Annotated in this window: 16 protein-coding genes; 3 read left to right on the top strand and 13 right to left on the bottom strand. The window is 48.1% G+C overall.

Features of this window, described 5'->3' with window-relative positions; genetic code table 11:
- Positions 1-9: 9 nt before the first annotated feature.
- Genes HMPREF1536_RS21510 through HMPREF1536_RS21530 form a run of 5 tightly spaced genes read right to left on the bottom strand, consistent with a single transcriptional unit; the run spans position 10 to position 6741 of the window.
- Entirely contained in the window at positions 10-1608 is a 1599-nt protein-coding gene (locus HMPREF1536_RS21510; RefSeq protein WP_028729099.1) for an NAD(P)/FAD-dependent oxidoreductase, read from the bottom strand.
- 31 nt (positions 1609-1639) lie between these two features.
- A complete protein-coding gene (gene radA, locus HMPREF1536_RS21515; protein ID WP_028729098.1) occupies positions 1640-3013 on the bottom strand; it encodes a DNA repair protein RadA in 1374 nt (457 codons plus the stop codon).
- 34 nt (positions 3014-3047) lie between these two features.
- Entirely contained in the window at positions 3048-4004 is a 957-nt protein-coding gene (locus HMPREF1536_RS21520) for a hypothetical protein (RefSeq protein WP_028729097.1), read from the bottom strand.
- A 35-nt stretch (positions 4005-4039) separates the two neighbouring features.
- Positions 4040-4585: a ferredoxin domain-containing protein gene (locus tag HMPREF1536_RS21525; RefSeq protein ID WP_028729096.1), complete on the bottom strand. Its 546-nt coding sequence runs from the start codon at positions 4583-4585 to the stop codon at positions 4040-4042.
- Between the two features lie 35 nt (positions 4586-4620).
- A complete protein-coding gene (locus HMPREF1536_RS21530; protein ID WP_028729095.1) occupies positions 4621-6741 on the bottom strand; it encodes a KamA family radical SAM protein in 2121 nt (706 codons plus the stop codon).
- Between the two features lie 543 nt (positions 6742-7284).
- Between HMPREF1536_RS21530 and HMPREF1536_RS21535 the strand changes: the two genes are divergently transcribed.
- From HMPREF1536_RS21535 to HMPREF1536_RS21545, 3 genes are all read left to right on the top strand, one after another.
- Complete coding sequence (locus tag HMPREF1536_RS21535) at positions 7285-7566, top strand: HU family DNA-binding protein (RefSeq protein WP_028729094.1); 282 nt, start codon at positions 7285-7287, stop codon at positions 7564-7566.
- 200 nt (positions 7567-7766) lie between these two features.
- Complete coding sequence (locus HMPREF1536_RS21540) at positions 7767-8453, top strand: two-component system response regulator PhoB (protein ID WP_028729093.1); 687 nt, start codon at positions 7767-7769, stop codon at positions 8451-8453.
- Between the two features lie 17 nt (positions 8454-8470).
- Positions 8471-10240, top strand: coding sequence for a two-component system sensor histidine kinase PhoR (locus HMPREF1536_RS21545; protein ID WP_028729092.1), 1770 nt, complete (start codon positions 8471-8473; stop codon positions 10238-10240).
- Here HMPREF1536_RS21545 and HMPREF1536_RS21550 read toward each other — a convergent pair.
- The 8 genes from HMPREF1536_RS21550 to gnd all read right to left on the bottom strand — a co-directional run bounded on the left by HMPREF1536_RS21550 (position 10224) and on the right by gnd (position 21790).
- A complete protein-coding gene (locus tag HMPREF1536_RS21550; RefSeq protein WP_028729091.1) occupies positions 10224-11003 on the bottom strand; it encodes a LytR/AlgR family response regulator transcription factor in 780 nt (259 codons plus the stop codon). The genes HMPREF1536_RS21545 and HMPREF1536_RS21550 overlap by 17 nt on opposite strands.
- Entirely contained in the window at positions 11000-12037 is a 1038-nt protein-coding gene (locus HMPREF1536_RS21555) for a sensor histidine kinase (protein ID WP_028729090.1), read from the bottom strand. Before HMPREF1536_RS21555 ends, HMPREF1536_RS21550 begins: the two co-directional genes overlap by 4 nt.
- A 13-nt stretch (positions 12038-12050) precedes the next feature.
- Positions 12051-12944: an efflux RND transporter periplasmic adaptor subunit gene (locus HMPREF1536_RS21560; RefSeq protein ID WP_028729089.1), complete on the bottom strand. Its 894-nt coding sequence runs from the start codon at positions 12942-12944 to the stop codon at positions 12051-12053.
- Between the two features lie 253 nt (positions 12945-13197).
- A complete protein-coding gene (locus HMPREF1536_RS21565; RefSeq protein ID WP_028729088.1) occupies positions 13198-17541 on the bottom strand; it encodes a CusA/CzcA family heavy metal efflux RND transporter in 4344 nt (1447 codons plus the stop codon).
- A 252-nt stretch (positions 17542-17793) separates the two neighbouring features.
- Positions 17794-17976, bottom strand: a complete 183-nt coding sequence (locus HMPREF1536_RS21575; RefSeq protein WP_028729086.1) for a hypothetical protein — start codon at positions 17974-17976, stop codon at positions 17794-17796.
- A 157-nt stretch (positions 17977-18133) separates the two neighbouring features.
- Positions 18134-18835 carry a 6-phosphogluconolactonase gene (pgl, locus tag HMPREF1536_RS21580; protein ID WP_028729085.1) on the bottom strand — a complete coding sequence of 234 codons (702 nt, stop codon included), beginning with the start codon at positions 18833-18835 and terminating at the stop codon, positions 18134-18136.
- Between the two features lie 12 nt (positions 18836-18847).
- Entirely contained in the window at positions 18848-20317 is a 1470-nt protein-coding gene (gene zwf, locus HMPREF1536_RS21585; RefSeq protein ID WP_028729084.1) for a glucose-6-phosphate dehydrogenase, read from the bottom strand.
- Between the two features lie 18 nt (positions 20318-20335).
- The gene (gene gnd, locus HMPREF1536_RS21590) at positions 20336-21790 is read right to left on the bottom strand and encodes a decarboxylating NADP(+)-dependent phosphogluconate dehydrogenase (protein WP_028729083.1); all 1455 of its coding nucleotides are present in this window, start codon (positions 21788-21790) and stop codon (positions 20336-20338) included.
- Positions 21791-21814 lie beyond the last annotated feature (24 nt).

Consider the following 21814-nt stretch of genomic DNA (forward strand, 5'->3'; position numbering starts at 1 on the left):
GACGTTGAGTCAGCGACAAGAGGACGTCGAGTCAGCGACAAGAGCCGCCCCTTCCGCACAGCGTTCTCCGTCGATTGCTGCCGACACAATGCCACCGGCATAACCGGCACCTTCGCCACAGGGGAAAAGCCCTTTGATCGTTACATGCTGGTAACTGTCACGGTCGCGAAGAATACGAACCGGTGAGGAGGTACGTGTCTCCACGCCTATCATCAGAGCGTCATTGGTAAGGAACCCTTTCGATACTTTTCCAAAATAACGGAAGCCATCCCGCAAACGGCTGGTTACAAATTCCGGCATCCAGAAATGAAGCGGAGAAGCCAGCAGTCCCGGTGTATAAGAAGATTCCGGCAGATCGAACGAGTTTTTCTTCGTTACGAAATCATTCATGCGCTGGGCCGGTGCCGTTTGTTTCATGCCACCGTTCAACCAGCATACTTCTTCCAGCCGCTCCTGGAAAGCCATCAGGGCTAAAGGGGAGTCGGTCGGGACTTTCATCTCTTCATGTTTCATCAATTCGGGATAATCTTCAGGACGGATCTCTACCACCATCCCTGAATTCGACCAACGCGAACCCCGATTGGAAGGAGACATCCCGTTGACAACAACTTGCTTCGGGCCACTCGCAGCCGGAACGACAAACCCGCCCGGGCACATACAGAAAGAATATACGCCTCTCCCGCTTACCTGCGTAACAAAACTATATTCGGCTGCCGGAAGATATTTTCCCCTGCCCTCCTTACGATGGTATTGTATCTGGTCGATCAACTCCTGGGGATGTTCCAGACGGACTCCCACGGCAAAACCTTTTGCTTCGATAGGTATCTGCTGCTGATAAAGATATTGATAGACATCGCGAGCCGAATGGCCTGTAGCCAGGATAACCGGGCCGTAGAAAGCCTTTCCCGTATTGGTTTCTATACCGATCACTTCATTATCCTTCAGGATCAAGGCATCCATACGGGTCTCGAAATACACTTCGCCTCCACAGCGGATAATTTGTTCACGGATATTTTCTATTACACGCGGTAGTTTATCCGTCCCGATATGCGGATGGGCATCTGCCAGGATAGAGGTACTGGCACCATGCTGGCAAAAGACATTCAGTATCTTATCGACCGAACCGCGTTTCTTGCTGCGGGTATATAATTTGCCATCCGAATAGGCACCGGCACCACCTTCCCCGAAACTGTAGTTCGATTCACTGTTCACTACATGCTCACGGCTGATCAGTGCGATATCTTTCTTCCGGTCGCGCACATTCTTTCCACGTTCGACGATGACAGGACGCAACCCTAGTTCGATCAGGCGCAGGGCAGCAAAAAGTCCTCCGGGGCCGGCACCGACCACAACCACTTGTTTACCGCCGGATACATCTTTATATTCCACCGACTGGTATTCCGCTTCTTCCGGTTGTTCATTGATAAATGCACGTAGCTTAACGTTTACATAAATCGTACGCTGGCGCGCATCGATAGAACGCTTCAATAGCCGTACTGCTTGTATATCTTTCAGAGAAGCGCCGGTTTCGCGCGCAACGACCTGTTTCAGAGATTGCTCATTGACTGCTTCTTCCGGCAGAATACGGAGTTGTAATTCTTGTATCATTATTTCTTTGCTTGTTAATGGGGAAAAGAGGTTATCCGAACAGGTGCCGGAAAGCTTCCTCTACTTTCTTTACCTGTATAATCTGTATTTTGCATTTAGCGACATCGAAACCTTTCAGGTTGTTATGAGGAATGATTATACGTGAAAAGCCCAGCTTCTCCGCTTCAAGGATACGCTGCTCAATACGGTTGACCGGACGTATCTCGCCCGACAGGCCGACTTCGCCACACATACATACTCCCTGTTCGATACTGATATCGAGACTCGACGAAAGCACGGCACTGATAACGGCCAGGTCGATGGCCGGATCGTTTACTTTCAAACCTCCGGCAATATTGAGGAACACATCTTTTTGTATCAGTTTAAACCCGGCCCGTTTCTCAAGGACAGCCAGCAACATATTCATTCGCCGGAGATCAAACCCCGTTGCGCTGCGTTGCGGCGTACCATAAACGGCCGAGCTTACCAATGCCTGCGTTTCGATCAGGAAAGGACGGATACCTTCGATCGCAGCAGCGATAGTCACACCGCTCAGTCCTTCGTGATTTTGGGTAAGCAATAATTCAGAGGGATTGCTGACCTCGCGTAAACCGTTCTGCCGCATTTCGTAGATACCGAGTTCCGCCGTACTGCCGAAACGGTTTTTGATACTGCGCAGAATGCGGTACATATAATGTTGGTCGCCTTCAAACTGAAGCACCGTGTCGACAATATGCTCCAATACCTTAGGCCCGGCAATGCTTCCTTCCTTATTAATATGGCCGATCAGCAAAACAGGCACACCGCTCTCCTTGGCATATTTCAGGATAGCTGCGCTACATTCACGTACCTGTGAGACGCTACCGGGTGACGACTCCACGATCTCCGTATAAATTGTCTGGATAGAGTCGATAATCATCAGATCCGGCTGTACGTTTCGAGCTTGCACGAAGATTTGTTCGAGGTTTGTTTCACAAAGGATGAAACAGTCGGGATTTTCGTGAGCCAGACGGTCGGCACGCAGTTTGAGCTGGCGGCTGCTTTCTTCACCGGATACGTACAACGTCTTTAGCCCGTTCAACCCCAGGACGGTTTGCAGCACCAGCGTAGACTTACCGATACCCGGTTCACCACCAATCAGCACCAGCGAACCTTTCACCAGACCGCCACCGAGGACACGGTTCAGCTCCTCATCTTTCAGATCGATACGGGATTCTTCTTCGGAAGTGATGTCGCGCAATAAGACCGGACGCACTTTTTCGTTATCGGTTATTCCGGGGATAATATGTTTTGCCGAAGGTTCTTTGGTAGCAACGATCTCTTCCACATACGTGTTCCATTCGCCGCAATTAGGACATTTGCCCACCCATTTAGGAGAGTCTGCTCCGCAATTGGAGCAGACATATACTGTTTTTGTCTTAGCCATACATCTTTAAGATTTGGCGTAAAGATAGGAAAAGTTAGCCAAATAAGTCGAGTGTAAGTTGTTTCTTCTCCGCTTCCAGCTTGCGCAAGTGGCGCTTGCCCTGGGGAGTAACGATTTCAAGTTTGTCGAAGCGGGTACGGATCACCGTAGTCACCGTATAGCTGACGTTGATCGTTTCGCCCAATTCGCTTAGCTTACGTGCAATTTCCAATACGCAGTCGATGCACATGCCGCTGGTGAAGGATATCTTTTCGTCGAACATCTGCTTTTTGAAATCTTCGTCGCACATATAGAAGTCGATCGTTTCGCCTCCCTTGTTATAAATACCTTTCCAACGGTAACGGCTGTCTTTCAATACTGGTGAAATAATTTCGATCGTAGCTTTGTTATCTTTGATCGTAGGCAGGTCGTCCGAACGCAGGATAAAGTAATCGAACTGTTCACGTTTCACTTCCAGCGAACCGGAGCGGCTGCGGTTGTTCTCGTTCAATTCGCGCACGTTTATCTTCGTTACCTTGGGATAACCTTTCAGCGCTTCATAAAAATTGGACTTGCATTTGCTGAACTTCGGCCATGAAGATAAAAGCTCGATCAGCTCGCGCGGGATGAGTGCACCGACCTGTTTCAGCTTGAGAGAACGCTTCAGCAGCGCTATTTCCTTCTGCATATTCTCCTCATCGGCGTTTGTCCGGTCGGCAATGGGTTGTCCTCCAACCGACAGGGTCGGACGCGTCAGAACCTGCATCAATATATTCAATACCACGGAGATAGCACGGGAACTTTCACCGCCTATCGGCCATACAACCCTGTATCCGCCTTCCTGTAGAACAGGTTCGCAATGGGCAGTCATCTTCACATCCAACATATCAGCCAACACACGGATCATGGAAAGTATCTCCTTTTCACAACGGTGTTTGATCATAGCGTCCATATAGCCGGACTTATCGTTAAAAGAATAACGAAGTTCAAGTTTGTTTGCAAACTTTATCATAGAGTCATCATGTTATTTATCCAAAATCCTGCTAATTACTTTACGGGTTGTTCTTTCGGTTTACGATCGAAGAACGGGTTTTTAGAAGAGGCACTGACAGGGATAGCCATTACACATTTGCTCTCTTCTCCCAACCATCCCAGACGCTGGGCAGCCAGCCCGGCACTGAACATGACGCGGGTATCCAGACGCAAATCGGAAGCAGTAGCGCAGGCAGAACCGATGGCAATTCCCAGATCCACCGAATTAATGGTGCATGGAACCGTTGCCGGTTTCTCTACGCAGGTATCAAACCCACAATGTGCGCAATTCAATCCTTGTACCTGCTGGCCAGTACCCAATATGACTACGGCTTCTGCACTCAGTATATTGTCCGCATCACGCAGGAAAAACTTTAATCCGGTTTCCGCAGCCACTTTCAGCATCTCTTCAGACAGCTGATGGATATCTTCGCCGGTCACCATAGCCATTTCTATAATGTCAATACCTTTCCCTTTTGGAGCTGTCCGGGCAGCGGTCATCATCTGACGTACAGCTGTTAACACGTGTTCGTGTCGTATCTCTCTTTCGTTTTGTATCATCTTATTATTGGTTTAGCAGGAACAAAGATACACTTTTACTCGTTTTCAAGTTCAAGATTTGTCATCTTTTCTGTGATGGCAAACGGATAACCGGGATATTCGTACAAGCTGAAACGCGGTTCGGTTTCCCCTTCACAATAATTCCAGATACTTCGATATTCCTTTACATCCTCTCCCATTTCTTCCAACTGCCGGAGATAGGCTGCCACCGATTTATTTTCGACAATAAAAACCTCTCCCATTTTATTAATGATCGGGCTGTGACGGCGTCCTGTATCATGATCGAACTTAAGGATACGTTTTCCTTCCGAGGTGAGTCCCACCGTTTTAAAGGTCATACTCTTACCTATGGCCGGCAGATTCAGCACGCTACGGTCTGTCGCTGCAAACAGCAGATGATTCTCTTTAAGAAAATTGACAAGCTTCTTTCCTAAAGGACGTTTATTGGTTACGATATCATCCAATTCCGCCAGCTTATTTTCAGGTACTCTCCCGAAGATCTTTTCTTCATATTGTTCCTGAAGTGAACGGCTGTTGGGGGTGAACACGGCATAGTTCTCGTTAAAACCTTTGACAGAGAATGTATAATAGCAAATCACCCCGACAGAGTTAAGTGTCTGCCGCAGTTTAGCCGTATGTCCGCGACGGGAAGCAGCAACCGTATACACCAACTGATTTGTTATGACCCATCCGGCATCCAATATCGCCCGGATAGCCCGCTTAGCCTCCGGTGTTACTTCTAATGGAGACTGAAAATGTGTCTGAATAATAAACTGTGATACACCGACAGCCGATGCCTTCTCCTTAAACTCTTTCAGGATTGCCACCAGTTCGTCGGTAATACGCAAAGGCAGGTAAGCCAGCAGACGCGATCCCAAACGAACCCGCTGCAATTCAGCCAGCTTTTCACCTTCCGGGCGATCCTCGTTGGCTTTACGCTTGCGAACAGCCATCTTATAGACGGCTTCCAATATTTTACGTAAGGTCGCATTCTGGCTCATCAAAGCATCCCCTCCGGTGATCAGGATATCCCGCAGCTGGGCATCTTCTTCAAAATAATGCATCAACCGGCGAAGTTTTTTATCCCAGGTTTCTTTCGGCTTCAACGCTTCAAAATCGAAGTTCAGCCGTTCGCTCTGGAAGTCATACATACGCTGGCAGGAAGCACAGAGACCGCCACAGGCGCGTCCCATCGAGTCGGGTATCAGAATGGCTACTTCCGGGTAACGGCGATGGATATTATGTCCTTCAGGCAACAGCCATCCGGCGGCATTCGGTTTGCCGGCTTCCACGATGTCCTCTTTTTCCCAGGCTTTGATACTGCCATAGGTATCTACCAGCTCATTCGAGTAAAGTATATAGGAACGGACAGTTTCATCGTCAAATCCTTCTGTCCCCGGATTCAGCAAAGACAAATAATAAGGAGTAACGAAGAATGGCATTCCTTTCTTTTTGGCACGTAGCAACAAATGCATCATTTCTTCCGAAAGGGATTCACCCAGAAAATAGTTTAGCTCTGTCGGGCTTTTTATAGCCATCGACAAATGGAAACGTGCCGTATCCCACCATTCCCGAACCTGATTATACTTTTCCTCATAACTCATTTCGGGGGTAAACTGGTAACGGGAAGAAGGGGCCGTACGGCGTTCTATCTTCCGGATCAGCCGTTTTATAATACGTTCTTTATTGGCTTCACGAATAGCGATGACCTCTTCATCCAAACCAGTCGGCCAACGGTTCATTTGTCGTTTCACCAGCGAACGGTCTGTTTCAATCGTTTCCGGATGCTCCAGCAGCTTGAACTGATGGTAAAGATCGATAAACAGATCAGAAGAAACCTCATCCGTAAGTTTACCTGCCAGTAATTGCCATAGATAGGTTATCGTTTGTATCGACAGCTCCTGCCCCGTCGATAGTTCATCGATCGGGGAACCGTCATATTCTATTAAAAGTAAAATACGTTTCGCGACGGCATTTCCCATATTACCACCTCCTTCATTGACAGCTATCCTGGAAGACACAAACGATCGTAGAGCCTCCCTGAACAATTTTATGTTCCGGCTCTCTTCCGCCATTGCTACCAAATGAGGAAAGTCTCTGTTAAATACTTTTAGTAAATAAGAATTGTCGTACGTTAGTTCTTTTCTTTTAATCATAAACATCACTGCTTTTTAATAGATTGGAATAATTCAAGTCTCAGATCGCTTATTCAAAGGGATTACATTATACTAAGGATAGTTCATTTCCCGAATCGCAAATAACAGATGAAGAAGCTCAGACTTTTACACTTGTCCACAAATATAACATTTTTCATCGAAAAGCAGCGAATATTTAATGGAAAAACATTCTAATTTATGATATAACCGGAGCAAAATGACAACCTTTTCACTGTTCGATTACATTTTGGTTGCATTTTTTCATGTTTCAGTTGATACAAGTCACTTCTACTTTCACATACGTCTTGAAAAAAGAGCGATAACGTTTGCATTTATCAAAAACTATATTTATATTTGTGACAAAGTAATATTTGAGGTTAAGACCTCTCGTTTTAGGTAAAGGTATTGGTCATTATAAGAATTAAAAAGTCTACTTGTGAAAGTAGACTTTTTGTTTTATAGGACTGTTCACTAAGACAGTCTTTTTATTATCTTTGCAAAGTTTTGATTGATGCAACATTATTAATTATTAAAAAATCACCTATGAACAAAGCAGAACTGATTGCAGAACTGGCTGAAAGAGCCGGATTGAAAAAGCAAAAAGCAGCTAAAGTATTAGATGCTTACATGGAGATCGTGACTGAAAAAATGTCCAACAACGAAGAAGTCGTTCTTATTGGGTTTGGAACATTAATACCCAGACCTCAAACTAGTCGCTTGGCTCGTAATCCCAAAACAGGTGAGCCTGTTATGATCAAGCCAAGAACAACCGTGAAGTTCAAACCGGGAAAGTTCTTACTAGAAGCGATGAACGGTAAAAAGTAATAGATCCGTTTTAAAAAGCTAGAAACGGCAACGCAGGTTGTCGTTTCTAGTAAATTATTATTGAACCGAACCTTTATCTTAACACAAATGTAACATCTATTTCATCCATCCGAAACAACAATGGCGTTCCTTTGCAGGAAAATAATTAATTTTGTAAACAATGAAATGAGTTTTTCATTTCAATATAAATAAAAAAGACTATGGACATGCCCCGAATTCTTGTTGTGGACGACGAAGAGGACTTGTGCGAGATCCTCAAATTCAATCTGGAAATAGAAGGATATGAAGTAGATACCGCTTTCAGCGCGGAAGAAGCACTTAAGAAAGACCTATCCGTATATCAGTTACTTTTACTCGATGTGATGATGGGGGAAATCTCCGGATTCAAAATGGCCAGCATTTTAAGGAAAGACGAAAGCACGGCTAACACGCCTATCATCTTCCTGACAGCCAAAGATACGGAAAACGATATGCTGACCGGCTTCAACCTGGGTGCAGACGATTATATTTCAAAACCGTTTTCCATCCGGCAGGTTGTCGCACGTGTTAAGGCCGTGTTACGCAGAACTACAGAAAAAGAGAAAGCTACCGTAAACGAACTTCTAGAATACGAGACACTGGCACTGGATATAAAACGTATCAAGGCTTCTGTCGACGGGAAAGAAATTCCGTTGACCAAAAAAGAGTTTGAGATATTAAAACTATTGCTGGAAAACAAAGGGAATGTATTTTCACGTGAAGAGATCCTGTCGCGCATCTGGAAAGATGAAGTATATGTACTGGATCGCACCATCGATGTCAACATTACCCGCCTGCGGAAAAAGATCGGCCCTTACGGAAAAAACATTGTCACCCGCCTCGGCTTCGGTTATTGTTTTGAATGCTAATACCCGTCATTTGAATTATGGTAAAGAGAGAGAATATGAAGAGCAGAATACCGTTCAGCCAACGGTTGTTCTGGTCTGTTTTTGTGATGTTTCTGGGATTTACGGTCTGCTTTCTGTTGTTTCAGTATCAGCGGGAGCGCGAATTCTCACAGGAGAAGTTGAATAATGTATTAAGTAACTATAATTACCAGCTATTCCGACGTACACAACAGCAAGGCACCGATATTGACAAAACCGTAAAGCAGTTCATTGAAGATATTCCGCAGAAGGATTTACGTGTGACGATCATTAATCCGGAAGGGAAAGTGCTTTTCGATAACAGCGGAACCGAAGAGTTCAACAACCATAACGACCGCAGCGAGGTACGCAAAGCCCGTTTATATAATGACGGTTTTGCCATCCGCACATCCGGCTCGACAGGTAGAAGATATTTTTATTCGGCCAGCAATATCGGCGGTTACATCTATCGTTCAGCACTGCCTTACGATCCGTATGTACAAAGTGCCCTGTCGACCGACAAGGACTTTATTTATTTCATGGTGCTGATGACCCTGATCTTCTTCTTCGTCCTCTCCCGCTTTACTTTCAGCATCGGACGAACGATATCGAAACTACGGGATTTTGCCCTGAATATAGAGAAGGACAGGATACCGGAAACGGATTACATGTTCCCCAACGATGAGCTGGGCGATATATCGAGGAACATCATCACTTTATATCATCGCCAGCAAAAGGCAAAGGATGAGCTTTCGATGGAACGTGAGAAACTGATCAAGCACTTCCAGTATGCCAAAGAAGGGTTTGCCATGTTTACCGCAGAAGGGAAAGAGATCCTTTCCAATATTCTCTTTATCCAGTTCTTCAACGTGGTTTCCGACAGCCAGATCCGCCAGGCGGAAGAGGTGGTCGACATCCAGGAACTGGAACCGATCAAAGCATTTCTGAATAAGAATATCCCCAATACGAACCGGAAGCGGAAAGTATTGCGCGAGTCGGCGACTGTCGATAAAAACGGAAAGATTTTCCTGATCGAATGTATCCTGTTTCTGGATAACAGTTACGAGATATCGATCAACGATATCTCCCGCCAGGAAGAAGAAAGCCGTATGAAACGCCAGCTGACGCAAAACGTAGCACACGAGCTGAAAACCCCGGTTAGCAGTATACAGGGATATCTTGAAACGATCATCAGCAATCCGGAGCTGGCAGAAGACAAGCGTCAGTTCTTCCTCGAACGTTGCTACTCGCAAAGTACCCGCCTGACGGGTCTTCTACGCGATATCTCCGTATTGAACCGGTTGGATGAGGCTTCCGAACTGTTCGATCTGGCCGACACGAATATCTCCAGGCTGATCAGTGAGATACAAAAGGAATGCTCGAAAGAAATGGAAGAAAAGCAGATCACATCCGAAATCATCCTGCCGGGTGATCCGACCATTCATGGTAATTACTCTTTGCTGTATTCCATCTTCCGCAACCTGTATGACAATGCAATTGCTTATGCGGGAGAAGGATGCAAGATCACGATCAACTGTTACAAGGAAGATCCTAAATTCTATTATTTCAGCTTCGCAGATAACGGAACGGGTATTTCGGAAGAGCACATCAACCGTATCTTCGAACGTTTCTACCGTGTAGATAAGGGACGAAGCCGCAAGGTAGGCGGAACCGGTCTGGGATTGTCGATCGTAAAGAACGGCGTTAATTTCCACAAAGGCCAGATATCTGCCAAGAGTAGCCCGGGAAAAGGAGTTACTTTCTTCTTTACGCTTAAAAAGAAGTTGTAGTAGATCCTGTGAACCACTCCTTAAATTCGGAAACACGAACTTTACTGACCAATATCTTCTCCGCGGCAGGCACTTTTAGATTAACCGACAAACGTCCGTTAAACCAAAGGTCGATATCCAGAACTGCCTTTCGGGAGATTAGATATTGACGGTTTACGCGAAAGAACAGATTCGGATTCAGGCAATCCGACAATTCATCCAGTGTTTGTGTAAAAGTATATTCTTTCCCGTCCGTCACAACAGCCTTTACATTTCCTTCATGGATATAAAAAAACAGGATCATATCGACAGACAAAGGAAGCAGTTTATCCCCTTTGACCGGAACGAGGAAATGGGTTTTGTAACTCTCCTGTCGCTTCAGTACGCTGATAAGGCTGCTGTAATCCGGTTCTTTCACCGGCGACTCGGCTTTCAGTTGTCTCAATTTACCGATCGCTTTACGGATGTCGCTTTGCCCGATAGGCTTCAACAAATAATCGATGCTGTTCACCTTAAAAGCACGCAGGGCATATTCATCATAAGCCGTCGTAAAGATGATCGGACAGGTGATATCGACATGCTCGAATATTTCAAAAGAAGAACCGTCGGCCAGATGAATATCCAGGAAGATCAATTCCGGCATCGGATTGGCACGAAACCATTCGACACTTTCAGTAATACTATCCAACACAGCTATGATCTCTATGTCGGGAGCCTCATCACACAGGAGTGCCTTCAGATTGCGGACGGCCGCTTTCTCGTCTTCAATGATTAATGCATTCATATCAATGGAATGGTTACAGTAAATGTATTATTGTCTTCACGCACTTCGATCTCCTCTTTAAATAACAGGCGGTAGCGTTTTGCCAGGTTCGACAAACCGATCCGCATGCCGCTGCTGGCCGTCAGTTTACGCTGGATCGGATTACCGACCGTTAAGCGTTTCCCCTCCGAATAGATCCGGATAGTCAGCGGATGGCGGTTACTGATCTCATTATGCTTGACGGCATTTTCAACCAGCAACTGAACCGACATAGGCGGGAGCTGGCAAAGCATAGCCCCTTCCTCAATCCGGATATCGAACGACAGATTATCTTCATAACGCATCTTCAACAGGAACAGGTACGCATCGACAAACTCCATCTCTTCCTGCAAAGTAACGCTCTGGCATTCGTTCTCCTGCAAGGTATAACGAAGCACACGGGAAAGTTCCTGCAGATAATCCTGGGCTTTATCGGGTGTCTCGCGGATCAGCGAACGCAGCGTATTCAGCGAATTGAAAAGCATATGGGGATTCAATTGATTCTTCAGGGCTTCGTATTGATTGACCAGGTTCTCCGTCCGCAACTGCTGATTCTCGATCAACACCTGCTGGCTTTTGCGGATCAGATGGATCATATAACAACTGCCTGTCACAATACAGGTGATGATAAAGTCACGCAACGGATGCAGATAATGATGCACCATCGCATCAATGGCAGGAATATCGAAATGATGATGCAGGAAGACAAACCCTTGTCCCAACAAGTTACTCATTACCCAGGTCATGATAAAAGACAGCATCATCTTCAGCCAGGTGATACGTGCCGTCGCCCGGTTAAACCCGAACAACAAAGTGTTGAGCGTAAACAGGATCAGCAGGGAAACGAACGTGAAAAAAACCTCGTTGGCAACATCGGCCAGCCGCATCCCCGGAAACAGGTTATCCTGCCCGGAATGATCGAACAGGGAGATCATTTCCGGGAAATGAGTCAGGAACGCCACCACTACGGAAATGACGATCACTGCCAGTTTATATTTATCTACATTTAGCTTCATGCCACAAAGATACTTATTTCTTTTCTACGCGTGCCGTAACATACATGCCAGGACGAAAACGTTCGTTATTTCCTTTTACCCGTGCATATATTTCAAGAGAGCGGTTGACGGCGTCCACTTCCTGTCCGATGGAGAGCAGGGTGGCATCAAAGGTTTGTTTACCCATACCGTTTACGCGGAACTGGATGCGGCTTCCGGGGGTCAGGTCATCCAGGTCTTTTTCGTAAGCGGTCAGGCAGAGCAGGGTTTCCCCTTTGTCGATCACATCACAGACCGGTTCGCCGGCATTGAGATATTTACCCAGATTGATTGTCATTCCGGCCACATATCCATTCAGCGGAGATTTCACTTCGAGATAAGGACGGATACCGCTTTTCAACAGATCAGCGGGATCGACACCGAGGATCGTCAACTGGGCGGCAGCGGCTTCCAGGCGGCTTTTCATCGACAGATAATCTGCCTTACTCTGCTGAAAACGTTTCTGGGAAGCAGCTTCCTGCGAACTTAAACGCTCCTGCCGATGGAATTCGGCTTCCAGATATTCCGCTTGTGCATGCGCTTCGAGATAATTTTGCTGGAGAGTGATAAAATCAGGGTTCTCCAACGTTGCCAGGACAGTACCTTTCCGCACATAGTCACCCGGCAGCAGAGATGTTGCATGTACGGTTCCTCCCATTGTCAGCGTAACAGTGGCATGACGCTGAGGGGGAACGATCATTTTCCCATTAAAGGAAGAATGATTCGGCATAGCGGTTGCAGAGGTGACGGCATCCACCTGAAGCGAGTCGGCTGCAGCAACTACCGGTTCGACCTCCGGCTTTGAAATCTCTTGTGGTTGTTCTTTTTCCGTAGTCGCGCTACAGGCTGCCAACAACAGGGCAGCAATGGGAATAAATATTCTTTTCATCGTATCGTTTTTATTATAAATTCTTTTTATTCGGTATTTCCGGGGACAATGCCAATAATTCTCTGTAAGCACTGTCCCCGGGTTGGACAGCGCCAATAATTTTCTGTAAGTACTGTCCTCGGGTTGGACAGCGCTGATAATTTTCCGTAAGCACTGTCGCCAGGCTGGACAACGCCAATAATTTTCCGTAAGCACTGTCGCCAGGCCGGACAACGCCGATAATCTTCCGGAAGCATTGTCGGGCGGAATATTTCTATCGCGTATACAATTCCAGTTCCAGCGCGGAGATATTGTAATTGTAAACAGATTCAATATATCCTCTTTTTATCTCCCGCGCGCTCTTCAAGCTCTGCACGAACTGCATAATATCCGTTTCACTCTCGCGGAATTGTATCTGCGCACTCTTTAGCAAAGCATCGGCTTCCGGCAAAGCTCCCGTCGTATAATAACGGATACTTTCACCTTGCTGGCGAAGCATTGCCTGCAGTTCGTCGACCTTATTGCTTAGCTGGCGCGTACTTGCTTCCGCTTCCGTACGGGCGATATAAGCATCTATCCGTGCCTGCCGCGTACGACTTTGCTGCGAAAAGAACAGGATCGGGAACGAAACGCCGACCATCCAGGAGTTCAGTCCGCTAAGCGGCGCTATTTTCTGGCGGATATAACCGACCGACAGCTCCGGAAAGAAACGGCTACGCTCCACGTTGAGCATCGCTTTCTTTTCGTCTGCCGTACTTTGGAAATATCCGACATGCGCATCCGACAGCACAGCAACTCCGGTTTCTGCCGGGAATAAAGCCAGCGTACTGTCAGCCGGGACGATCGGCCGGTCGGCATAACAAGCCCAAGTAAACCGGCGTGCAGCCAGTTGCAACTCTTCTTCCGACTGCATCAGGCGGGTACGCAGATCTGCGGCAAGCGTGGTTGCCATATTCCGTTCCAGCAAGGTGATATCACCCTGTTCGTAACGGAGTTGACCGGCTTGTTGCAGACGTGCGGCCAGCTCATTCTGTTCGCGGTAAAGGGAACGGAGATTGGCTGCATATTGATAATAAGCCCAGGCACGCTTCACTTCGGCGATGATTTCCTTTTTCACCATATCCCGATAGTATTCGCCGGTTTCGATCTGTTTGCCGACAAGCGTATTCTTATAAAACGGAGTGAGCAAAGAACCCAGCGACTGGGTCACTTCGATCTGATTATCGTTGCGCGTCTCGCCATTGATCTGTCCCCATGAATAGCTGACCGATGTCGGAGCCAACTCCCACGATTCGCCACGGGCAGTACGCGAACGGTCGATGGCAGCAGATGCCGTTTTCAGACGCGGGTGATTCTGCAGGGCGACAGACAACGCTTCATCCAGCGAAACCATAGCTGCCCGACCAGTTACATCATTCTGAGCCCAAGCCGGGGAAGCCAGAAGAGCAAGCCCCAGGATCATCGGCAACGCCTTTACTCCTCTCCCTTTCCGGATCTTCTTCCATAAGAACGGGAATGAATTTACCAGCCGGTAAAAGACCGGAATAATCAATAAGGTAAGGACGGTAGAAACAATCAGTCCCCCAATCACCACCGTCGCCAGCGGACGCTGCACTTCAGCTCCGGCCGACCGGGCAATCGCCATCGGCACAAATCCCAGGGAAGCGACCAGCCCTGTCAAAAAGACCGGACGCAGCAGGTGCGGACAGCCTTTAGCTATAATACGGTTCGTACACATATAATATTTATTTCGTTTACGCAGGTCATTAAAGTGATTGATCATCAGGATACCATTCAGTACCGCCACACCAAACAAAGCTATAAATCCCACCCCGGCCGAAATGCTGAAAGGCAAACCGCGCAGCCAAAGCGCCGCGATACCGCCGATAAGCGACAAGGGGACGGTTGAGAAAACCACCAGCGTATAAGTCACGCTCTTGAAAGCAAAGAACAACAACAAAAGAATCAGTGCCAAAGCCACCGGAATAACGATCAGCAAGGTATTAATGGCATTCTGCAGGTTCTCGAACTGGCCGCCGTATTCAAAATAATAGCCGGGCTTCAGCTTGATATTCTTATCCAATGTATCCTGAATGTCGGAAACGACCTGCTGAATATCCGCATCACGCACATTCACCCCGATCACAATACGGCGTTTGGTGGCATCCCGGTTAATCTGGAGCGGCCCGTTCACCAGTTCGATGTTCGCCACTTCGCTCACCGGGATCTGGATGCCTTCCGCCGTACGGATAAACAGTTTATCCAGATTCAGGTCAGACACTTTATCCTTATCGAGACGGAGCACCAGATCGAAGCGGCGTTCATTCTCAAAAATCACGCCGGCAGCTTCACCGGCATAAGCCGTGCGGACAATCGTATTCAGTTCCTCTATATTCATCCCGTAGCGGGCAATCTTGGCGCGATCGTATTTAACCACCAGCTGCGGAAGTCCCATTGCCTGTTCCACGATCACGTCGGCCGCCCCGGATACTTTCTCAACAAAGGCGGACGCTTCTTTCGCTTTCGCATAGAGTTCTTCCATGTCTTCACCATACAGTTTGATGGCTATATCCGCTTTGGCACCCGTCATCAGTTCGTTGAAACGCAACTGGATCGGCTGGCTGAAATTAAACTCGGCACCCTCGATCGGTTCAAGAGCCGCCTTCATCTTCTCCACCATCCCGGCACGGCTCGACGCGGAAGTCCATTCCTTGAAAGGCTTCATGATGATCATTATATCGGCATCTTCCACTGCCATCGGATCAGTAGGCACTTCCGCCGTTCCTATCTTGGCAACCACGTGTTTAATCTCGGGAAACTGATCCATCAATGTCTTTTGTGCCTCGCCGGACAATTCGATGCTACGGGTCAGCGAACTTCCCGCCGGAAGCGTCATCTGCATGGCAAAGTCCCCTTCATCCAGGGTCGGGATAAACTCGGCCCCCAAACGGGTAAACAACAACAAGGAAGCCGCCAGCAAAGCAAAGGCAGAAACGATCGTCGCCCAGATATGATGCAGGCAGAAACGCAGGCTGCTTTTATATACCCGGTTCAGTTTCTCAAAGAAACGATCGGCAAAAGTAGGTTTGGATGAAATAGTCCGTTTCAGGAATAAAGAAGCCATCATCGGCACATAGGTGAGCGAAAGGATTAACGCGCCGATAATACAAAAGACAAGGGTCTTTGCCATCGGTGTAAAGTATTTTCCCTCGATGCCGGTCAACGTAAGGATCGGGAAAAAGACGATCAGGATAATCAGCACCGCAAACGTGGCACTTCGCACCACACCGCTTGCCCCGGCCTCCACTTCCTTGTCCATCTCGGCTTTCGACAGTGTACGTCCGGCAAGCCGCCGGGTATAAATATGTGCCAGGATCCCTTCCACGATCACGATCGAGCCGTCCACAACGATACCGAAGTCGATAGCCCCCAAGCTCATCAGGTTGGCCGACACACCGAATATACGCATCATGATAAAACCGAACAGCATCGCCAGCGGAATAACGGAAGCCACGATCAGCCCGGCGCGAATATTCCCCAGAAAGATAATCAACACGAAGAAGACGATCAGGGCACCTTCTATCAGGTTCCGTACAACCGTCGAGATATTGCGGTTTACCAACTCCGAGCGGTTCAGGTAAGGCTTCACGCTGACACCTTCGGGAAGCATCTTCTGTACCTTATCGACACGCGCTTCCAGCTCTTTCGTCACCAGATTGGCGTTAGCTCCTTTCAGCATCATAGCGATACCGCCCACACATTCGCCCTCGCCGTCTTTCGTCATGGCACCAAAACGCTTCGGTGCTCCGAAACGGACTGTTCCGACATCGCTGATATGGATAGGGATGCCTCCCCGGTTGGTTATCACGATACGTTCGATATCTTTTGTATCGCTGATCATCCCTTCGGAACGGATATAATAGGCCCGGTTCACTTTTTCGATATAGCTACCGCCTGTATTCTGGTTGTTGCTGTTGAGGGCGGCATACACATCACTGATAGTAATATTCAACGAATACAAAGCGTCAGGGTCGACCGCGACTTCATACTGTTTCAGATAACCGCCGAAACTATTGATCTCTACAATCCCCGGAATACCGGAAAGCTGCCGTTTAACGATCCAGTCCTGGATAGTACGCAACTCCATCGCATCGTATTTATCTTCATAACCCGGAGCCACTTTCAATACATATTGGTAGATCTCCCCCAGCCCGGTGGTTATAGGCATCAGCTCCGGCGTTCCCAGCTCAGACGGGATTTCACCGGACACGGTTTGTATCTGTTCGTTGATCAACTGCCGGGCATCCAATGTAGGTACACTCTCCTTGAATACGACCGTTACGAGCGACAGCCCGAAACGGGATACGGAGCGTATCTCTTCTACATTCATAATATTGCTCATGGCAATTTCTATGGGAAAAGTAATCAGTTGTTCTACTTCCTGCGGGGCAAGGGTCGGCGAAACAGTCACGATCTGCACCTGGTTATTGGTTATGTCCGGTACCGCATCGATAGGAAGCGTCAACATTGCATAAATTCCACCGATCAGCAGAAACAGCGTCGTAAGCCCGACGAACAACTTTTTGTGGATAGAAAAATGTACAATTGCTTTAAACATCACTTTGTAATTTAAAATAATATTACAAAGCTAGCCAGACGGAAAGTGATTACATATAATAAAATACTGAAGCTGACGGAATGGGAGGTGAAGTGTACCTATCAGCATTTAAACGGAAAGGGGAAAAATAATCCGGAAAAGATCAGAGCTATAGTCTTCCTGAAAAGGGGTACATGCGTGTGTAAAAAAGGGGTACATGCGTTTGGTAAAAGAATACAGGCTCTTATTCGTGATCTCTTCCGGAATTAAATCTTATACGACATCGTCTTTTTCGTTGAAGTCGTCGGCTTCCTGGTTACCGCCTTCGATAGTTTCTGTTACGTCCTTGATATCGTCGGCTGTATACGTATTCCCGGTTATAGAATTGTCGACAGACATTCCTTCATCTGTCAGCTCGGAACTTTCGTCCCACAATGTTTTCATTATCTTTGTCATAACCATTGATTTTAATTAGTTAATACTTTAGTTTAACAAAGCTGGCAAGGAAATTGTTGTCCCCAGCCGGGAATTATTCTCCGTAATTGACGGGTGCCGTCAACGGGAGGTGATGACCATCGTCAACGAGGGGTGACGGATGCCGTCAACGGGAAGACTAGAGCGTCGTATAAACGATCGAGTCTACCGCATGAGATAAAATATAGGCCGCCGGCGTGGCATTCACTGCCGAATAGCCCTGTTTCAACTCCTCGATTGCCGGCCCCTTACCCGCACCTAATACCGGTACAAGCAACGGAGAACCGTTCAGTATGATCGGGCCGGTCATCGTGATACGGAACTGCCCGGTTTCCGGATGCTGCGAAACGGCATAATTGCGGCTGTCCGTCAGCAACGGAAGATTATCGGGAAAGATAGAGGCCGTATGCGAATCCCCTCCTATTCCCAGAATGATACAATCGAAATAAGGGAACTGGCCGTGGCGGGGCAGATATTCCTTTACAATACGCGAATAACGCATGGCCTCCGTACCCGGCTCCACCTCACCGTGAATACGATGGATATGATCCCGGGGGATCTGGAGAGGTTCGAACAGCAATTTGTTCGCATGTCCGAAATTACTATCCGGATCGGTCGGGGCCACACAACGTTCGTCTACCCAGAAGAAACGCAGACTATCCCAATCGATCTTATCTCTGTATTCATCCACCCAAAGGGCGAACATCTTCTTAGCCGTTTCCCCGCCGGAAAGGGCGAGGTTGAACGGCTTTTGGTCTTCCTTCCGGGCCATATAAGTCATCAACTGACTGGTCAATGCCCGGAGAGCTTCTTTGTTGTCTTTATAATTCTCTATTTTCATACGCTTCATTTTTTAGCCGCACGAATCGCAGGGAGCTCCCATCGAATCGGCGCCCAGGTTCATTCTCTCTATCGGCCCGTTCTGTCCGGGTTCATAGAAGTACAGCCGCTTCGATCCTTCTTCTTTCCAGTGATGCAGGATCGGATCGATAAAACGCCAGCTGGCTTCCAAAGCGTCGCTGCGGGCATACAGGGTCGAATCGCCCAGCATGGCATCCAATAGCAACCGTTCGTAGGCATCCGGCAAATGAGTCTTTGAAAGCGAGTCGTAACGGAACTCCATTCCGACCTGTTTCACCGTAAATCCGGCTCCCGGCATCTTCAGCCCGAAACGCAAGGTGATGCTTTCGTCCGGTTGGATACGGATCACAAGCTTATTACAGGAGCTTCCCGAACACTGTCCGGCAAACAACTGGTGCGGGGTCGATTTAAAATGGATAACGATCTCCGACGACTTCTCCGGCAGTTTCTTCCCGGTGAAGAAGTAGAACGGTACGCCGCTCCACCGCCAGTTATCGATAAAGAACTTCATACCGACGTAAGTCTCCGTATTCGAATCGGGAGCCACGTTCTTCTCCTCGCGATAACCGTCGTACTGTCCCCGTACCACCCACTCGTTCATTTCGCGGATCGTATAAGGACGGATCGAGCGGAACACCTTCACGATCTCGTCACGGATCGGTTCCGGATCGAACACGGAAGGCGACTCCATCGCAGCAAAAGCCATCAACTGCATCAGGTGATTCTGTATCATGTCGCGCAAAGCGCCGGCGCCGTCGTAATACTTGCCGCGATTCTCCACCCCCAGCGTCTCTGAGGCACTGATCTCGATCGAGTCGACATAGTTGCGGTTCCAGAGAGGTTCGAATATGCCGTTCGAGAAACGGAGTACCAGGATGTTCTGCACTGTCTCCTTTCCCAGATAATGGTCGATACGGTAGATCTCTTTCTCATCGAAGATACGGCACAGATGCTGATTCAGGTTCTGCGCTGTCTCCAGGCTCGTACCGAAAGGCTTCTCCACGATTACCCGGCGCCATCCGTCTTCCGACGCAGCCACATTCATACCGTTCTCCTGAAGATACTTCGGGATCAACTCGTACATCAACGGCGGAGTCGCAAGATAATAGATCACCTTGTCGGGAAGATTTTCCTGCTGTTGCAAAAGATGGATACGGTCTTTCAGTTTTACATATTCGGCGGTGTTGGTTGAATCGAATGCCAGGTAGAAAAGTATCCGGAAGAAGTTATCCAGATCTTCGCTGTTTGTTTCCTTATTTCCCCGTGCTTCCAGTATATGTTTACGTTGTTCGGCACGGAACTCTTCATCCGTAAACGCGGTGCGCGCAGCACCCAGAATGGCAAAATGTTCGGGTAACATCTTGCTGACATACAATTCAAAAAGTGCCGGAAGCAACTTGCGGCCTGTCAGGTCGCCCGATGCCCCGAAAATAACAAGTAGCTGATCATTTGGTCTGTTCATCCTCACGTCCTCCACTTGTTAAACATTATAAGTTCCGGATACCGTGTTACCGCCTTCGCCCGTCCAGTTGGTATGGAAGAAGATGCCACGTTCGCGGTCTGTCCTTTCATAGGTATGGGCTCCGAAGTAATCACGCTGTGCCTGGATCAGATTGGCAGCCGAATGCAGAGTACGCAGTCCGTCGAAATAACTCAGGGCAGAGCTCATGGCCGGTAAGGCGACACCGCTCAGGGCACCTTCCGAAACAGTCTTACGCCAGGAAGGCAAAGCATTTTGTATCTTGGTGCGGAAGAAGTCATCGAACAGCAGGTTTTCCAGCTTCGGGTTCTTGCGGTAGGCTTCCGTTATCTTCTGAAGAAAGACGGAGCGGATAATACATCCCTTACGCCATATCTGGGCGATCGTTCCGTAATCCAGCTCCCAGCCGTAATGTTCGGATGCACGGCGTATCAGGGAGAATCCCTGGGCATACGAGATCAGCTTGGAAGCATACAACGCCTGGCGTATCTCCTCCACGAACAGGTTCTCACCCAGTTCGACTGGTTCGGGATACAGGCCGGCTGCTTTCTCACGTTCGGCATAAAGGGCTGACAACAGACGGGCATAAACAGCTTCGGTAACCAGCGTCAGCGGGTCGCTTTCGTCCATAGCGGCAATCGCGCTCCACTTTCCGGTTCCCTTTTGTCCGGCCACATCAAGTATCTTATCCAGCAACGGCTTACCGTCTTCATCGCGGAAACGGAGAATATTCTTCGTAATCTCGATCAGGAAACTGTCCAGTTCGCCTTTATTCCATTCTTCAAAGACAACCGACATTTCGTCGTCGTCCAGTCCTTTACGGTTTTTCAGCAACGAATAGGCTTCGGAGATCAATTGCATATCCCCGTATTCGATACCGTTATGAACCATCTTAACGAAATGTCCGGCTCCTCCCCGTCCGATCCACTGGCAGCAAGGCGTACCGTCGTCCAGCTTCGCAGCGATACCCTGCAGGATATCCTTTACGATCGGCCATGCTTCGGGAGAACCGCCCGGCATAACGGAAGGCCCGTGAAGTGCGCCTTCTTCACCGCCTGAGATACCTGAACCTACGAAGTACAGGCCTTTTGCTTCCACTTCCTTCACACGGCGTTCCGTATCGTGGAAATCGGAGTTACCCCCGTCGATGATCACATCGCCCGGCGACATGTGGGGCAATAATTGTTCGATCATCTCGTCTACCGGCGCACCGGCTTTGATCATCATCATGATGATACGCGGACGCTTTACGGCATCCGTCAGTTCTTCGATCGAATGTGTAGCGATGAAGTTCTTCCCTTTACCGCGGCCATTCACAAAACGATCCACCACACCTTCCTCACCGGGAAAGTTGCGGTTATATACAGCAACGGTAAAACCTTTGCTTTCCATATTCAGAGCCAGGTTCTCGCCCATTACGGCAAGCCCGATCAGTCCGATATCTGCTTTTTTCATGTTCTTTCTATTTTATATTTTGTT

It is taken from the genome of Parabacteroides gordonii MS-1 = DSM 23371 (assembly GCF_000969825.1).
In the GTDB taxonomy this organism is placed as follows: Bacteria; Bacteroidota; Bacteroidia; order Bacteroidales; family Tannerellaceae; genus Parabacteroides; species Parabacteroides gordonii.

Bases quoted from the DNA above. Each gene is read 5' to 3' on its own strand.
- HMPREF1536_RS21560 (WP_028729089.1), bottom strand. From the start codon at position 12,944: ATGAAAAGAATATTTATTCCCATTGCTGCCCTGTTGTTGGCAGCCTGT.
- HMPREF1536_RS21535 (WP_028729094.1), top strand. From the start codon at position 7,285: ATGAACAAAGCAGAACTGATTGCAGAACTGGCTGAAAGAGCCGGATTG.
- HMPREF1536_RS21575 (WP_028729086.1), bottom strand. From the start codon at position 17,976: ATGACAAAGATAATGAAAACATTGTGGGACGAAAGTTCCGAGCTGACA.
- HMPREF1536_RS21510 (WP_028729099.1), bottom strand. From the start codon at position 1,608: ATGATACAAGAATTACAACTCCGTATTCTGCCGGAAGAAGCAGTCAAT.
- HMPREF1536_RS21530 (WP_028729095.1), bottom strand. From the start codon at position 6,741: ATGATTAAAAGAAAAGAACTAACGTACGACAATTCTTATTTACTAAAA.
- HMPREF1536_RS21555 (WP_028729090.1), bottom strand. From the start codon at position 12,037: ATGAAGCTAAATGTAGATAAATATAAACTGGCAGTGATCGTCATTTCC.
- zwf (WP_028729084.1), bottom strand. From the start codon at position 20,317: ATGAACAGACCAAATGATCAGCTACTTGTTATTTTCGGGGCATCGGGC.
- HMPREF1536_RS21540 (WP_028729093.1), top strand. From the start codon at position 7,767: ATGGACATGCCCCGAATTCTTGTTGTGGACGACGAAGAGGACTTGTGC.
- HMPREF1536_RS21520 (WP_028729097.1), bottom strand. From the start codon at position 4,004: ATGATAAAGTTTGCAAACAAACTTGAACTTCGTTATTCTTTTAACGAT.
- pgl (WP_028729085.1), bottom strand. From the start codon at position 18,835: ATGAAAATAGAGAATTATAAAGACAACAAAGAAGCTCTCCGGGCATTG.
- HMPREF1536_RS21565 (WP_028729088.1), bottom strand. From the start codon at position 17,541: ATGTTTAAAGCAATTGTACATTTTTCTATCCACAAAAAGTTGTTCGTC.
- gnd (WP_028729083.1), bottom strand. From the start codon at position 21,790: ATGAAAAAAGCAGATATCGGACTGATCGGGCTTGCCGTAATGGGCGAG.
- HMPREF1536_RS21545 (WP_028729092.1), top strand. From the start codon at position 8,471: ATGGTAAAGAGAGAGAATATGAAGAGCAGAATACCGTTCAGCCAACGG.
- HMPREF1536_RS21525 (WP_028729096.1), bottom strand. From the start codon at position 4,585: ATGATACAAAACGAAAGAGAGATACGACACGAACACGTGTTAACAGCT.
- radA (WP_028729098.1), bottom strand. From the start codon at position 3,013: ATGGCTAAGACAAAAACAGTATATGTCTGCTCCAATTGCGGAGCAGAC.
- HMPREF1536_RS21550 (WP_028729091.1), bottom strand. From the start codon at position 11,003: ATGAATGCATTAATCATTGAAGACGAGAAAGCGGCCGTCCGCAATCTG.